At 69.1% G+C, this 14,280-nt stretch carries 13 protein-coding genes; 3 read left to right on the top strand and 10 right to left on the bottom strand.

The genetic code is table 11. The features are described from left to right. Positions 1–54: 54 nt before the first annotated feature. From mltG to ACIN94_RS08765, 7 genes are all read right to left on the bottom strand, one after another. Complete coding sequence (gene mltG, locus ACIN94_RS08795) at positions 55–1,092, bottom strand: endolytic transglycosylase MltG (RefSeq protein ID WP_400701572.1); 1,038 nt, start codon at positions 1,090–1,092, stop codon at positions 55–57. Next, the gene (ruvX, locus tag ACIN94_RS08790; protein ID WP_400701569.1) at positions 1,089–1,586 is read right to left on the bottom strand and encodes a Holliday junction resolvase RuvX; all 498 of its coding nucleotides are present in this window, start codon (positions 1,584–1,586) and stop codon (positions 1,089–1,091) included. Before ruvX ends, mltG begins: the two co-directional genes overlap by 4 nt. A gap of 51 nt (positions 1,587–1,637) precedes the next feature. Next, positions 1,638–4,310, bottom strand: coding sequence for an alanine--tRNA ligase (gene alaS / locus ACIN94_RS08785; protein ID WP_400701714.1), 2,673 nt, complete (start codon positions 4,308–4,310; stop codon positions 1,638–1,640). A gap of 1 nt (position 4,311) precedes the next feature. Then, positions 4,312–4,566, bottom strand: coding sequence for a hypothetical protein (locus tag ACIN94_RS08780; protein ID WP_400701566.1), 255 nt, complete (start codon positions 4,564–4,566; stop codon positions 4,312–4,314). Beyond that, positions 4,563–4,949 (bottom strand): DUF948 domain-containing protein, encoded by a 387-nt coding sequence (locus ACIN94_RS08775; RefSeq protein ID WP_400701563.1) that lies wholly within the window; start codon positions 4,947–4,949, stop codon positions 4,563–4,565. The genes ACIN94_RS08780 and ACIN94_RS08775 overlap by 4 nt, the downstream gene beginning before the upstream one ends. A 136-nt stretch (positions 4,950–5,085) precedes the next feature. Continuing rightward, the gene (locus ACIN94_RS08770; protein ID WP_400701560.1) at positions 5,086–6,396 is read right to left on the bottom strand and encodes a replication-associated recombination protein A; all 1,311 of its coding nucleotides are present in this window, start codon (positions 6,394–6,396) and stop codon (positions 5,086–5,088) included. Between the two features lie 120 nt (positions 6,397–6,516). Then, positions 6,517–6,978 carry a hypothetical protein gene (locus ACIN94_RS08765; RefSeq protein WP_400701557.1) on the bottom strand — a complete coding sequence of 154 codons (462 nt, stop codon included), beginning with the start codon at positions 6,976–6,978 and terminating at the stop codon, positions 6,517–6,519. A 202-nt stretch (positions 6,979–7,180) separates the two neighbouring features. Between ACIN94_RS08765 and ACIN94_RS08760 the strand changes: the two genes are divergently transcribed. Next, entirely contained in the window at positions 7,181–8,077 is an 897-nt protein-coding gene (locus tag ACIN94_RS08760) for a peptidylprolyl isomerase (RefSeq protein WP_400701554.1), read from the top strand. Positions 8,078–8,280: 203 nt separating this feature from the next. On the opposite strand, the gene aspS is transcribed toward ACIN94_RS08760, so the two are convergent. The 3 genes from aspS to ACIN94_RS08745 are packed head-to-tail and all read right to left on the bottom strand — an operon-like array spanning position 8,281 to position 11,978. Further along, on the bottom strand, positions 8,281–10,017 hold the full coding sequence (gene aspS / locus ACIN94_RS08755; protein ID WP_400701551.1) for an aspartate--tRNA ligase: 1,737 nt from the start codon (positions 10,015–10,017) through the stop codon (positions 8,281–8,283). Next, positions 10,014–11,279, bottom strand: coding sequence for a histidine--tRNA ligase (gene hisS, locus ACIN94_RS08750; protein WP_400701548.1), 1,266 nt, complete (start codon positions 11,277–11,279; stop codon positions 10,014–10,016). The genes aspS and hisS overlap by 4 nt, the downstream gene beginning before the upstream one ends. A 3-nt stretch (positions 11,280–11,282) precedes the next feature. Further along, entirely contained in the window at positions 11,283–11,978 is a 696-nt protein-coding gene (locus tag ACIN94_RS08745; RefSeq protein WP_400701545.1) for an MBL fold metallo-hydrolase, read from the bottom strand. Between the two features lie 148 nt (positions 11,979–12,126). Between ACIN94_RS08745 and ACIN94_RS08740 the strand changes: the two genes are divergently transcribed. Then, positions 12,127–12,990, top strand: a complete 864-nt coding sequence (locus tag ACIN94_RS08740; RefSeq protein ID WP_400701542.1) for a peptidylprolyl isomerase — start codon at positions 12,127–12,129, stop codon at positions 12,988–12,990. Positions 12,991–13,028: 38 nt separating this feature from the next. Further along, positions 13,029–14,279: a DUF349 domain-containing protein gene (locus tag ACIN94_RS08735; RefSeq protein WP_400701539.1), complete on the top strand. Its 1,251-nt coding sequence runs from the start codon at positions 13,029–13,031 to the stop codon at positions 14,277–14,279. Position 14,280 lies beyond the last annotated feature (1 nt).

Here is a 14,280-nt window from a genome sequence, read left to right as displayed (position 1 = left end):
GCCTCTCGGTGCGGATCGCCGCGTGCGGCGGAACCGGGGGTGTTCCGCCACGCATCACCGCGTCCTGAGGTATCTGTTCAGCTCTTCCCGGTATCTCACAAACTCACTCTCTTTGTCAGTGAATTTCGTGATTCTATGCTCCGGATCGGTTGTGACAAACCAGAGCCAATCACCCTGATCTGGATGGAGAGCCGCTCTCAGCGCCTTCTCCCCCGGGTGCGCGATAGGGCCGGGGGGTAGGCCAGGTCGTAGATAGGTGTTGTACGGCGACTGTACCTTGATGTCCTTCTCCGACACCTTGAGGGTCCTGCGGTTCTGGGCGTAGAGCACCGTGCTGTCGATCTGGAGAGGCATCCGCGCCCTGATCCGGTTGTAGATCACTCTAGCGATCTTCGGGTAGTCGGAGTCCCGCCCGCCCTCGGCCTGGAGCATGCTCGCCACCGTGACGACTTCCAAGGGCGTCAGTCGCACTTCGGCCGCCTTCTTCTCAAGATCGAGCTTGGTGGCCGCGTGTTTGTAACGTTCCACCATGGCGGCCAGCACGTCCCCCGGCGTCATGTTGGGCTCCACCTCGTAGGTGGCGGGGAAGAGGAAACCTTCGGCTCCCGCGGCGTAGGCGGGCAGATCGAGCTCCTGACGGTCCGCCGCGGCCCTGGCGAGCTCTTCCCGGCGCATTCCGGTGCCCTTGGCGAGCTTGTCGAGCACCTCTGTCAGGCGCAGCCCCTCCGGGATGGTCACCCGGCGCACCAGCCGGGACTCCGGAGCGACCAGCAGCTTGAGGGCGGCGGCGGCCGACATGCCCTTGCGGAGCTTGAAGTAGCCGGGCCGCAGGCTCTTCCCCTTGGACTGTTCCTCGGTCACCTGGATGAACGATCCGGCACTCGCCACCACCCCGGCGTCGGCCAGGACCGAGGCGATCTCACGCGCGGTCGCGCCTTCGTCGATCCTGACGGTGACCGTGCCCGAACCGGGCCCGTCGAAGTCGGCAGGCATCAGATACGGCTTGACCAGAACGTATCCGCCAAGGCCCAGCGTGACGGCGACAACGGCTGTGCCGCCCGCCAGCAGCCATACCGGCCGCAGACGGTTCACCGAGCGGTCCCACCACTCGGTTCTCCTCCGGACTGCTCGCCCGGTGGGCCGAGCACCCTGCCCGGCGGCATGCCGGTGGCGCGCTCAGCGTCCAGGGCGGCCTGGAGCAGCACGATGGCCGCTGCCTGGTCCACCACGCCACGTTGCTTTCTGGCTTTCACCCCGCTGGCCCGCAGACTCTGCTGGGCGGTGACCGTGGTCAGCCGCTCGTCGAACAGCCGGACCGGAACGGATGACAGCCGGAGCGAGATCCGGGTCGCGAAGTCGCGGGCGGCCTCGGCCGCCTGCCCCTCACGACCGGACAGCGAGGTCGGCAGGCCGACCACGATCTCGACGACCTCGTACTCGTCTGCGATCTCCGCGAGCCGGTCCAGATCGCCCTTGCCGCGCCGTACGGTCTCCACCGGCGTGGCCAGCAGCCCCGAAGGGTCGCTGCGGGCCACGCCGATACGGACCGAACCGACGTCGACGCCTAGCCGAATGCCGTTTCTCATGTGGTCATCATCCCCGCCTCCGAGCCGTGTCCGACTCACAGGCGTCCATCGTCAGGCGAGCGTCTGCGCGATCGCCTGCTCGACGGCGCCAAGCGCGTCGCCAATCGCCTCAGGACGGGTTCCACCACCCTGGGCGACGTCATCCTTACCGCCGCCGCCGCCCCCGAGTGCCTTGGCGGCGACACCGACGAGCCGGCCTGCCTTCAGGCCCCGTCCGCGCCCCGCCTCGTTGACCACGGCGACGACGACGGGCCGGTCGTTGGGCACACCGGCGACGACGACCACCGCGGCCCGCTCACCCGGGAACCGACCGCGCACGTCAAGAGCGAGCTTACGCAGGTCGTCGGGGGAGGTTCCATCAGGCGCGCGGTGCGTCACTACGGAGACCCCGCCCAGGTCGCGGGCGCCCGCCGCCATTTCCCCGGCCAATGCGAGCACCTGAGCAGAACGGAGCCTGTCCAGCTCCTTCTCCGCGGTGCGCAGCCGGGTGACGATGCCCTCGATCCGCTCGGGCAGCTCCTCGCGGCGGGCCTTGAGCTGTTCCGACAGCTGGGCGACGAGCACGCTCTCGCGGGCCAGGAAACGGAAGGCGTCCAGGCCGACCAGGGCCTCCACCCGGCGCACGCCCGCACCGATCGAAGCCTCGCCCAGCACCTTGACCAGGCCGAGCTGTCCGGAGCTGGAGACATGGGTGCCACCGCAGAGTTCGCGGGAGTATTCGCCGACCTCGACGATGCGGACGGTCTCGCCGTACTTCTCACCGAACAGGGCCAGCGCGCCCATCGCCCGGGCCTCGGCCTGGGAGGTGTGGAAGGCGTTGACCCTGAGGTCGTTGATCAGAACGGCGTTGACCTCGTCCTCGACGTCACGCAGCACACTGGGCGACACGGCGCCGGCGGCGGTGAAGTCGAAGCGGAAGCGGCCGGGCGAGTTCTCCGAGCCGGCCTGCGCCGCTGTCTCGCCCAGCGCGTTGCGGAAGCCGCGGTGCACCAGGTGCGTGGCGGTGTGGCTGCGGGAGATGGCCCGGCGCCGCTCGACGTCGATCTCGGCCTGGGCCTGGTCGCCCACCCGGATCTCACCGGCGCGGACCTTGCCCCGGTGCACGACGACGCCGGCGACCGGGGACTGCACGTCCACGATCTCGACCTCGGCCCCGTCGGTGCGGATGACGCCCTGGTCGGCGAGCTGGCCGCCGCCCTCGGCGTAGAACGGGGTACGGCTCAGCACAACCTCGACCGTGGTGCCGGCGCCCGCCGCCGGGACCGAGGCCCCGTCGACGAGGAGACCGATGACTCCGGACTCGGCGGTCACCTGGTCGTAGCCCAGGAATTCGACCTTGCCGGTCTTCTCCAGGATCCGGCCGAACACCGAGATGTCGGCGTTGCCGGTCTTCTTGGCGGCGGCGTCGGCCTTGGCCCGGTCGCGCTGCTCCTTCATCAACCGGCGGAAGCCCTCTTCGTCGACCTTGAGCCCCTGCTCGGAGGCCATCTCCAGGGTCAGGTCGATCGGGAAGCCGTAGGTGTCGTGCAGTTGGAAGGCCTGCTCACCGGCGAGCGTGCCCCGCCCCTTGCGCTTGGTCTCCTCCGCCGCCACATCGAAGATCGCGGTGCCGGTACGGAGGGTGCCCAGGAAGGAGGCCTCCTCGGCGTCGATGACGCCGTGGATCTGCGGGGCGTCGGCCTTGAGCTCGGGGTACTGCTCGCCCATCACCTCGATGGTCACCGCGGTGAGCTCGTGCATGTAGCGCTCCTCGCCCGCGCCGAGCAGGCGCAGGTTACGGATGGCGCGGCGCAGGATGCGGCGCAGCACGTAGCCCCGCCCCTCGTTGGAGGGCAGCACACCGTCGGCGACGAGCATCACGCCGGTCCGGACGTGGTCGGCGATGACCCGCAGCGAGACGTCGGCGCGCTCGTCGCGGCCGTAGCGCGTCTTGGTGAGCTCGGCGGCCCTGTCGAGGATCTTGTAGGTGGTGTCGATCTCGTAGATGTTGTCGACGCCCTGCAGGATCGCCGCCATGCGCTCCAGGCCCATGCCGGTGTCGACGCTCTTGGCGGGCAGCTCGCCCACGACGTCGAAGTCCACCTTGCTGCGGACCGCGCCGAGCTGGAACTGCATGAAGACGTTGTTCCACACCTCGAGATAGCGGTTCTCGTCGGCGATCGGGCCACCCTCACGCCCGTACTCGGGGCCGCGGTCGTAGTAGATCTCGCTGCACGGCCCGCCGGGACCCGGCACGCCCATGTGCCAGTAGTTGTCCTCGAGACCGCGCCGCTGGATGTGCTCCGCGGGTACGCCGACCTTGTCGTGCCAGATGTCGTAGGCCTCGTCGTCGTCCTGGTAGACGGTGACCCAGAGCCTGTCCTCGGGGAAGCCGAAGCCGCCCTCGGACTCGGGCTTGGTCAGCAGTTCCCAGGCCAGCGGGATCGCCTGCTCCTTGAAGTAGTCACCGAAGGAGAAGTTGCCGAGCATCTGGAAGAACGTGGCGTGCCTGGTGGTCTTGCCGACCTCGTCGATGTCGGGGGTGCGGACGCACTTTTGGACGCTGACGGCCCGGTCGAAGGGCGGCTTCTGCTGGCCCAGGAAGTAGGGCTTGAACGGCACCATGCCCGCGGGGACCAGAAGCAGCGTCGGGTCCTCGGCAATCAGGCTGGCCGAGGGCACGGCTGAGTGCCCACGCTCCTCGAAGAAGCGCAGGAAGCGGCGGGCGATCTCTGCCGACTCCATGTCAGCGGCCATCCTTTACGTCGTAGTGATAGATGTTCTCAACAGTGTCGAGCCCGAACCTGGATCGCAACTCGGTTTCCCGCTTGGCCGCACCCTCAAGGGTGTCGCCGGCGAACTCCCTCATCTGCTCCAGGACGCCGGTGGCGCTGTGCACGGCGCGGCGGGCCAGGTGATTCGGATGCAGTGCTTGCAGCTTACGCATCGCCCAGACCGCGCCGAACGCGCCCAGGGACATGTAGAACAGCCGCCGGATCATCGCCGCCGCCTCTCCAGCACCCGAAGGTTCGATCTGCCCCGGACCCGCAGGGCCTGCCGGATGCCGTGACTCAGCGCCGCGAGCTTGATGAGCGGTCCCGTGACCAGGATCTGGGTGACGCCGCTGACCTTGGCGACGTGCCCGCTGACCTGCTTGACGTCCGCAGCGATGGCCTCGACGGCGACGAGCTGGCGATTGGCCTCGCCGACGGCGACCGTGACGTCCTCCAGCAGCGGCACCACGCGCTCGCTCAGCTCCGAGACCATCTTGGTCGTCTCGGTGAGTAGCCGTGCCAGCCTGACCAGGACCACGGCCAGAAAGCAGACCAGGATCGCCCATGCCATGGCCACGATCAGTCCGGCGACCTCTCCTGCGCTAAGCATGTGCCGATCTCCCTACTCGACCCGGCTGGAACGGCAAGACCCTATCGTGTCTTGCCCCACCCTCCCGGCACGCCGTCTCGTGATGGGCCATCCCCATACGTTCGGGACCTTCCGGGGTCCGGATGCGGGCGGGTGACTACCGGCCGCGGAGAAAGGTGCGGATCCTGGACCACCGGTCGGCGAAGCCCGCCTCGGCGCCGTGACGGGTGGGCTGGTAGTAGCGGCGGTCCCGGAGCTCCTCCGGGGCATAGTCCTGACGGACCAGACCGTGCTCGAAGTCGTGGGGATATTTGTAGCCCTTGCCGTGGCCGAGCTTCTTGGCCCCGGCGTAGTGGGCGTCGCGCAGGTGGTCGGGGACGTGGCCGATGGCGCCGCGCCGTACGTCCTCCGAGGCGGCGCCGATGGCGTTGATCACCGCGTTGGACTTGGGTGCCAGGGAGCAGTGGATGACCGCCTGGGCCAGGTTGAGCCGCCCCTCGGGCAGGCCGATGAACTCCACCGCCTGAGCCGCGGCCACCGCGACCTGCAGGCACGTCGGGTCGGCCATGCCGACGTCCTCGGAGGCGAAGATGACGATCCTTCGCGCGATGAACCGGGGATCCTCCCCCGCCTCGATCATCCGGGCGAGGTAGTGCAGCGCGGCGTCGGCGTCGGAGCCGCGCATGCTCTTGATGAAGCCGCTGATCACGTCGTAGTGCTGGTCGCCCTGGCGGTCGTAGCGGACGGCCGCCTTGTCCACCGCGCGCTCGACGACCTCGACGGTGATCTCACCGTCGGCGATGAGCGCGGCGGCCTCCAGGTAGGTGAGCGACCTGCGGGCGTCTCCCCCGGCCAGGCGGACCAGATGCTCGGCGGCCTCGGGCGCCAGCCGTGCCCTGCCGTCCAGCCCGCGCGGGTCGGCGACGGCGCGCTCCAGCACCACCCGGATGTCGTCCTCCGACAGCGACTCCAGGGTCAGCAGCAGCGAGCGTGACAGCAGTGGGGAGATGACGGAGAAGAACGGGTTCTCGGTGGTGGCACCGATGAAGGTGACCCAGCGGTTCTCCACCGCGGGCAGCAGGGCGTCCTGCTGGGCCTTGTTGAAGCGGTGCACCTCGTCGACGAACAGCACCGTCTGGCGGCCGGACATGCCCAGCTCGCGCCGGGCCTGCTCGATGGCCGCGCGGACCTCCTTGACGCCCGCCGACACGGCGGAGACCTCGACGAAGCGGCGTTTGGTGACGCCCGCGACCACATAGGCCAGGGTCGTCTTACCGGTGCCGGGCGGACCCCACAGGAACAGCGACATCGGCGCCTCGGCCTCGACCAGCCTGCGCAGCGGCGTGCCCGGCCCCAGCAGGTGACGCTGGCCGATCACCTCGTCCAGGCCGCGCGGGCGCATCCGCACCGCCAGGGGCTCATGGCCGCGATGGGCCTCCTCCGCCGCCGAATCGAACAGGCTGTCCACGCTCCGACAGTACCTTCAGGACACGTGCTTCAGATCCACGGTGTCGCGGCGCGCTCCCCCCTGCCGCCACGGTCCCGTTCCCGGATCCGCTCCGCGTCGTCCCGGGGGCGGCAGGCGGCCTCAGCTCCCCCAGACCGCGCCGGCGCCGGTGTGCCCGGCCCGCAGCACGTAGTAACCCGTCACGGCGGCCACGACCACGGTGAGCGCCGAGACGGCCACCCTCACCGGGCGGCCGAACCGGTCACCGCGCGAGACGTAGACGAGTATCAGCGAGACCGCACCCAGGGCGAAGGCGGCCAGCAGCAGCGGCGTGGCGAACTCCTCGTGTTCGGCGATGCGCGCGCCGAGCGGGCCGTCTGCCGACGCGAACCGGCTCACCTTCAGCGCCTCGCCGCTCTCCCGCGCCGCGAAGACGGCAACCGGGACGATCACCGCCAGCGCCGCCACCGCCCAGTGCAGTACGGCACGCGTGCGTGGTGCCAGCGCGTGGACAGCGGCCAGTATCACCAGGAGAGGCGTCAGGACGACGGCGGCGTGGATGATCAGGGGATGGGCGGGCAGGCCCAGAATCTCATCGAACATGCGGGGGCTCCGGTCGTACGTGGCTCGTCATCACCAGGTACGGAATCTCACCACAGACGGTTCGGAAACACACCGGATTGCCCAGTGATTTTCTCTTCAGCCTCATTCGGTGTATTCCGTCACTTACATCCAGCACACGCTGAGGCCGGTACGCTTTCCGCCAGTTGACAGTCAAGTAACAGTAATCCCGGAGGATATAGCGGTGAGTGGCGAGGACCGCCAGAGCCAGCTGGCGCAGGAGCACAAGGAGCGCCAGGCCCAGCGTGCTGAGCAGGCGACCAAGGCGAAGCGGAACACCTTCATCGGCGCCGGCGCCGCGGTGGTGGTCGTCGCCGGCGGCGTGATCGCCGCCATGACCCTGCTCGGGGGGAACAGCGGCGACGCGCTCACGGCCCAGAGCTCGCCGGTCCCCTCGGACACCGCCGAGCCGACGTCGCCGCTGGAGTCCATGGCGCCCACCGCTCCGGCCGACGCGACCAAGGTGAGCTGCTCCTACCGCAAGGACACCAGCGGCAGCCCGGCCAAGGATGTGGGCATGCCGCCGAGCAAGCCCAATCTGAAGCTGAAGACCATGACGATCTCCACCAATCACGGTGACATCGTGATCGACCTGGCGACGGCTGAGGCCCCCTGCGCGGTGAACTCCTTCGCCTTCCTGGCCGAGAAGAACTTCTTCGACAACACCAAGTGCCACCGTCTGGCCACGCCGGAGAACTCGGGCCTGGCACTGCTCCAGTGCGGCGACCCGCAGGCCAAGGCGGACGGCAAGAACCCCACAGACGGGCAGGGCAGCTCGGGTTACGTCTTCAACGACGAGAACCTCGGCGGTATCCCCTACACCAAGGGCACGGTCGCGCTGGCACAGCCGGTGGAGGCGGCCAACCAGAACGGCAGCCAGTTCTGGATCTCACTCGGCGACGAGACCACCCAGCTGGATCCGACGGACTACACGCCCATCGGTGTCGTCTCCAAGGGCATGGACATCCTCGACAAGGTCTACAAGGGCGGGTGGATCACCAACCCCGACGACATCACCGGCGACGGTGGCTCCAACGCCCCCAAGATCCCGGTGATCATCAAGGATCTGACGGTCTCCTAGTGAGGCGCCCCGGCTGCCGGCCGGAAGCCCGCGCCCAGGGTTCAGGAGACCACCGACGGGCCAGGGGCGACGGCGACCTGCCGGTCGGCCGGCTTGTCCGGCCGGCACCGCGGTAGCCGCCGGTCCAGCCCGTCACCACGGTACGGCGGAGGCCCCCGGAAGAACCGTTCCGGGGGCCTCCGCCGTGTCTGGGACTGCGGGGACTACGCCTCGGCCTTCGGCTTGGCGTCGACGCCGGCCTCCTTGCGCTGCTCACCCGTGATCGGGGTGGGCGCACCGGTCAGCGGGTCGTAGCCGGATGCCGTCTTCGGGAAGGCGATGACGTCGCGGATCGAGTCGCCGCCCGCGAGCAGCATGCAGATCCGGTCCCAGCCGTAGGCGATGCCGCCGTGCGGCGGCGGGCCGTACTTGAACGCCTCCAGCAGGAAGCCGAACTTGTTCTCCGCCTCCTCCTTGGAGATGCCCAGCACGTCGAAGACGCGCTGCTGCATCTCGGCCCGGTGGATACGGATCGAGCCGCCGCCGATCTCCATGCCGTTGCAGACCATGTCGTAGGCGTAGGCCAGAGCCTCGCCGGGGTGATCCTGGAAGTTGTCGGCCCACTCGGGCTTCGGCCCGGTGAACGGGTGGTGGACCGGGGTCCAGCCGCCCTCGCCGTCCTCCTCGAACATCGGGGCGTCGACGACCCAGAGGAAGCTCCACTGCGACTCGTCGATCAGACCGCAGCGGCGGCCGATCTCCAGGCGGGCCGCGCCGAGCAACTCACGAGAGGCGGAGGCCCTGCCGGCCGCGAAGAAGATCGCGTCACCGGGCTTGGCGCCGACCTTTTCCGCCAGACCGGCGCTCTCGGTCTCCGACAGGTTCTTGGCGACCGGACCACCGAGCGTGCCGTCCTCGCCGACGAGCACGTACGCCAGGCCCCTGGCGCCGCGCGACCTGGCCCACTCCTGCCAGCCGTCCAGCTCCTTGCGGCTCTGGGACGCGCCGCCAGGCATGACCACGGCGCCGACGTACGAAGCCTGGAACACCCGGAAGGTGGTGTCGGCGAAGAACTCGGTCATCTCGACGAGCTCCTGGCCGAAGCGCAGGTCCGGCTTGTCGGAGCCGTAGCGGGACATGACCTCCCAGTAGGTCATCCGGGGCAGCGGCGTCGGCAGCTCGTAACCGAGCGTCCCCTTCCAGATGCGGCCGATCAGGGCCTCGCCCAGCGCGATGACGTCGTCCTGGTCCACGAAGGACATCTCGACGTCGATCTGGGTGAACTCCGGCTGCCGGTCGGCACGCAGGTCCTCGTCCCGGAAACAGCGGGCGAGCTGGTAGTAGCGCTCCATGCCGGCGACCATGAGGAGCTGCTTGAACAGCTGCGGCGACTGCGGCAGCGCGTACCAGCTGCCGGGCTGCAGACGGACCGGGACCAGGAAGTCGCGGGCCCCCTCGGGGGTGGAGCGGGTCAGCGTCGGGGTCTCGATGTAGTTGAACCCGTGCTCGTTCATCACCTCGTGGGCCAGGTAGGTGGCCTTGGAGCGGATCCGCATGGCGTGGGCGACCTGCTGGCGGCGGATGTCGAGGTAGCGATACTTGAGCCGGGCCTCCTCCGACACCCCGGTGTGGCCCTCGATCGGGAACGGCAGCGGCGCGGACTCGCTGAGCACCTCGACCTCGGAGGCGACGACCTCGATCGCGCCGGTGGGCAGATCGGGGTTCTCGTTGCCCTCGGGACGGACCCGCACCTGCCCGACGACCTTGACGCAGTATTCCGCGCGCAGGCCGTGCGCGTCGTCCTCCTCGCGGAAGACCACCTGGGAGGAGCCGGAGGCATCGCGCAGGTCGATGAAGACCACACCGCCGTGGTCACGGCGGCGCGCCACCCAACCGGCCAGCGTCACCTGCTGCCCGGCGTGCTCCTTGCGCAGTGATCCCGCTTCGTGCGTGCGGATCATTTCTTCAGTCTCTCCTTCAACGTCGTGACGATCTCAGCGAGCGGTACGGCGGCCTGGTCGCCGCTGACCAGGTCTTTGACCTGTGCGGACCCGGCGGCGATATCTCGCTCGCCGAGAATCACGGCATAGCTCGCCCCCGACCGGTCGGCACCCTTCATGGCACCCTTGACGCCCTTGCCTCCGAACGACATGTCGGCGTCGAGGCCGGCCCGGCGCAGTTCGGTGATGAGCAGGAACATCCGGCGGCGCGCCTCCTCGCCCAGCGGCACACCGTACACCTGGGCACGCGGCCCGGTCGTCTCGGCTCCGAACAGGCCCTCGGCCTCCATGGCCAGGACCGTCCGGTCGACGCCGAGTGCCCAGCCGACGCTCGGCAGGGCCGGACCACCGATCATCTCGCTCAGCCCGTCGTAGCGGCCGCCACCGCCGACCGCCGACTGCGAGCCCAGCCCGTCGTGGACGAACTCGAACGTGGTGCGCGTGTAGTAGTCCAGCCCGCGGACCAGTCTGGGGTCGTCGGTGTAGGCCACGCCGGAGGCGGTCAGCAGCGAGCGGACCTCCTCGTGGTAGGCCTTGCACGCCTCGCACAGGTGGTCGACGACCAGCGGGGCGTCGGCGAGCTGGGCCTGCACCTCGGGACGCTTGTCGTCGAGCACGCGCAACGGATTGATCTCGATCCGGGCCCGGGTGGGCTCGTCGAGGTCGAGTCCGCGCAGGAATTCCTGCAGCGCGGCCCGGTAGGCGGGACGGCACTCCTTGTCGCCCAGCGTGTTGAGCAGCAGCCGGACCCCGGTGAGTCCCAGCCCGGCATAGCCGTCGGCGGCCAGCACGATCAGCTCGGCGTCCAGCGCGGGGTCCTCCGACCCCAGGGCCTCCGCGCCGACCTGCCAGAAGTGGCGGTAGCGCCCCTTCTGGGCGCGCTCATAGCGGAACTGGCTCCCCGAGTACCAGAGCTTCACGGGGAGCTGACCGTTGTGCAGCCCGTGCTGGAGGACCGAGCGCACGACCGATGCGGTGCCCTCGGGGCGCAGTGTGAGGGATCGCCCGCCCTTGTCCTCGAAGGTGTACATCTCCTTGGAGACGATGTCGGTCGATTCACCGACACCGCGGACGAACAGCGCGGTGTCCTCGAAGACCGGCGTCTCGATGTAGCCGTAGCCGGCGCGACGGGCCGGGGCGGTCAGCGCCTCCCGTACGGCGAGCGCCTGCTCCGAACGCGGTGGGAGCCAGTCAAAGGTGCCCTTGGGCGCCTGCAAAGTCATCTTCTAAAGTCCTCTGGTGGGACCGGCGTACGGGGCCGCTTCCGCGAGATACGGGTTGGTGGCGCGCTCGTGGCCGATCGTGGTCTGGGGTCCGTGACCGGGCAGCACCACCGTGTCCTCCGGCAGCGGCAGGCATTTCGTCGCCAGGCTGCGCAGGATGGTCGGGTAGTCGCCGCCCGGGAGATCGGTGCGGCCGATGGAGCCGGCGAACAGCAGGTCGCCCGAGAACAGCACGTCCGGGATCTCCTCGGTGCTGGGCAGCCTGAACGTCACCGACCCCCTGGTATGGCCGGGGGTGTGATCGACGGTGAGCTCCATGCCCGCCAGGCGCAGCACCTCGCCGTCGGCGAGTTCGCGCACGTCGTCGGGCTCGGTGAAGGTCAGGCCGCCGAACAGCTGCTGGGTGGCCGCCAACGACAGTCCCTTGCCCGGGTCGGAGAGCAGCTCACGGTCCTCGGGGTGGATCCACGCGGGAACGTCACGCGCGCCACAGACCGGGGCGACCGACCACATGTGGTCAAGGTGCCCGTGGGTGACCAGCACCGCGACCGGCTTCAGCCGATGCTCGCGCAGCACGTCATCCAGGTCGGCGACCGCGTTCTGCCCGGGGTCGACGATGACACACTCCTCGCCCGCGGCGGGAGCGGCGACGTAGCAGTTGGTCTGGAACGACCCTGCGGGAAAGCCGGCGATGAGCATCTGCCTCAGCTGATCTCGTCAAGAATATGGATGGGAATGTAACCGAAGGGTACCGGTGCGGGTCGGCGGGCTGCGAACCATTACCCTTTGGCCGATACGATTCGCCCACCTCAGTAAGTAATACTCCGGCACTCGGGAGGGCGAAGCGGTGAGCGGCAAGGACCGCCAGAAGCAGCTGGCGCGCGAGCACTACGAGCGGCAGACCCAGCGGCGCATCGAGCGCGAGGCCAAGGCCAAGCGCAATGCATTCGTTGGCACCAGCGTGGCTGTCGTGGTGGTGATAGGCGGTGTGATCGCCGCGACGACGCTGCTCGGAGGCAGCGACTCGTCCGCCACGGCCACTCCGGCAGCCTCGGCGAGCCCGTCGGAGAGCCCGTCGGAGACGAGCACCGTCGCAAAACCGGCGGCTTTCGACCCCGCCACCGGTACCTGCGGCTATGTCGCCGACACCGACGGCAGTCCCGCCAAGAATGTGGGCACTCCTCCGGCCAAGGTGGACACCACGCCCACGACGATGACCCTGAAGACGAACCAGGGCGACATCGTGATCGCGGTGTCCGCCGAGAAGACGCCGTGCACGGTCAACTCCTTCGCCTTCCTGGCGGAGAAGAAGTACTTCGACGGCTCCAAGTGCCACCGGCTCGGCTCCGACCAGTTCCCGGTGCTGCAGTGCGGCGACCCGCTGGCCAAGGCCGACGGCAAGAGCCAGACCGACGGCCGGGGCGGCCCCGGCTACCGTTTCGTCAACGAGAACCTCGAAGGCGCGAAGTACACCCGGGGTGTCGTGGCCATGGCCAACAGCGGTCCCGACACCAACGGCAGCCAGTTCTTCATCGTGTACGGCGACGCCCAGCTGTCCCCGGACTACACACCGTTCGGTACGGTCACCAAGGGGATGGAAATCCTCGACAAGGTGAACAAGGGCGGGGTTATCACCCCCGGACCGGACGGGACGGGAGCCCCGAAGGAAACCGTCGAGATCAAAAACGTGACAATGTCCAGCAAGAGCTGACGTAATACAACCATGGGGCGGTTAGCCTCGAAAGGCTGATGATAGTGCGGGAGGACACGGTGAGCACCGACCCGTGGGGCCGGGTAGACGACGACGGCACCGTCTACGTGCGTACGGCTGAGGGAGAACGGGCCGTCGGGTCCTGGCAGGCCGGCGAACCGGAGGAGGCACTTGCCTACTTCCATCGCAAGTTCGACGAGCTGGCCGGGCAGGTGACGCTACTGGAACAGCGGGTGCGCGGCACCGACCTGCCACCCGCCCAGGCCGAGGCGACCATCGTCAAGCTCCGCGAAGCGATCACCGACGCGCACGCGGTCGGCGATCTCGACGCGCTGCTGAACCGGCTGACTGCTCTCACGGAGCTGGTCGCCCAGCGCCGTGAGGAGGTCAGGGCCGCTCGTGACGTGGCCCGCCTGGAGGCCAAGGGCGTCAAGGAACGGATCGTCGCCGAGGCCGAGCGCATCGCTGACGACACCACTCACTGGAAGACCGGCGGCGAGCGGCTGCGCCAGCTCGTCGACGAGTGGAAGGCGGCCGAGCGCATCGACCGCGTCACGGAGGCGGCCCTCTGGAAGAGGCTGTCCGCCGCCCGCACGGCCTTCGCGAAGCGCCGCAAGGCCTACTTCGCCGGGCTGGACGAGCAGCGTGAGAGCGTACGCTCCACCAAGGAGCGTCTCGTCGCCGAGGCCGAGGCGCTGGCCTCCTCCACCGACTGGGGCGCTACGGCCTCCGCCTACCGCGAGCTGATGCAGCAGTGGAAGGTGGCGGGCCGGGCCTCCCGGGAGGTCGAAGACGAGCTCTGGGGCCGTTTCAAGGGCGCCCAGGACCAGTTCTTCCAGGCCCGCTCGGCGGTCTTCGCCGAGCGGGACGCCTCGCTCGCGGCCAACGCCGAGATCAAGGAGCAGCTCCTGGTCGAGGCCGAGAAGATCGTCCCGGTCTCCGACGCCCGCGCCGCCAGGACCGCCCTGCGCGGCATCCTGGAGCGTTGGGAGGCCGCCGGTCCGGTCCCGCGCGAGCAGCGCGACCGCCTTGAGGGCGGCCTGCGCAAGATCGACGACGCGGTCCGCAAGGCGGAGGAGACGGAGTGGAAGCGCTCCAACCCCGAAGCCCGCGCCCGCGCCCAGAACACGGTCGACCAGCTCCACAAGTCGATCGAGCAGCTGGAGGCCCGGCTGGCCAAGGCTCAGGCGGCCGGCAGGGACAAGGACGTGAAGGACGCCCAGGAGGCCCTGGCCGCCCGCCGTTCCTGGCTGGAGGAGGCCGAGCGCACGCTCGCCGAGTTCTCCTGAC

Origin of the sequence: Streptosporangium sp. NPDC087985, from assembly GCF_044741965.1 — a bacterium.
GTDB lineage: Bacteria > Actinomycetota > Actinomycetes > Streptosporangiales > Streptosporangiaceae > Streptosporangium.
Note: the sequence above shows the minus strand (reverse complement) of the source record. Positions and strands in the feature narration are given on the sequence as shown.

Excerpts from the sequence above, each read along its gene's own strand:
- ruvX (WP_400701569.1), bottom strand. The coding sequence starts at position 1,586 with ATGAGAAACGGCATTCGGCTAGGCGTCGACGTCGGTTCGGTCCGTATC.
- alaS (WP_400701714.1), bottom strand. The coding sequence starts at position 4,310 with ATGGAGTCGGCAGAGATCGCCCGCCGCTTCCTGCGCTTCTTCGAGGAG.
- ACIN94_RS08780 (WP_400701566.1), bottom strand. The coding sequence starts at position 4,566 with ATGATCCGGCGGCTGTTCTACATGTCCCTGGGCGCGTTCGGCGCGGTC.
- ACIN94_RS08775 (WP_400701563.1), bottom strand. The coding sequence starts at position 4,949 with ATGCTTAGCGCAGGAGAGGTCGCCGGACTGATCGTGGCCATGGCATGG.
- ACIN94_RS08765 (WP_400701557.1), bottom strand. The coding sequence starts at position 6,978 with ATGTTCGATGAGATTCTGGGCCTGCCCGCCCATCCCCTGATCATCCAC.
- aspS (WP_400701551.1), bottom strand. The coding sequence starts at position 10,017 with ATGATCCGCACGCACGAAGCGGGATCACTGCGCAAGGAGCACGCCGGG.
- hisS (WP_400701548.1), bottom strand. The coding sequence starts at position 11,279 with ATGACTTTGCAGGCGCCCAAGGGCACCTTTGACTGGCTCCCACCGCGT.
- ACIN94_RS08745 (WP_400701545.1), bottom strand. The coding sequence starts at position 11,978 with ATGCTCATCGCCGGCTTTCCCGCAGGGTCGTTCCAGACCAACTGCTAC.
- ACIN94_RS08735 (WP_400701539.1), top strand. The coding sequence starts at position 13,029 with ATGATAGTGCGGGAGGACACGGTGAGCACCGACCCGTGGGGCCGGGTA.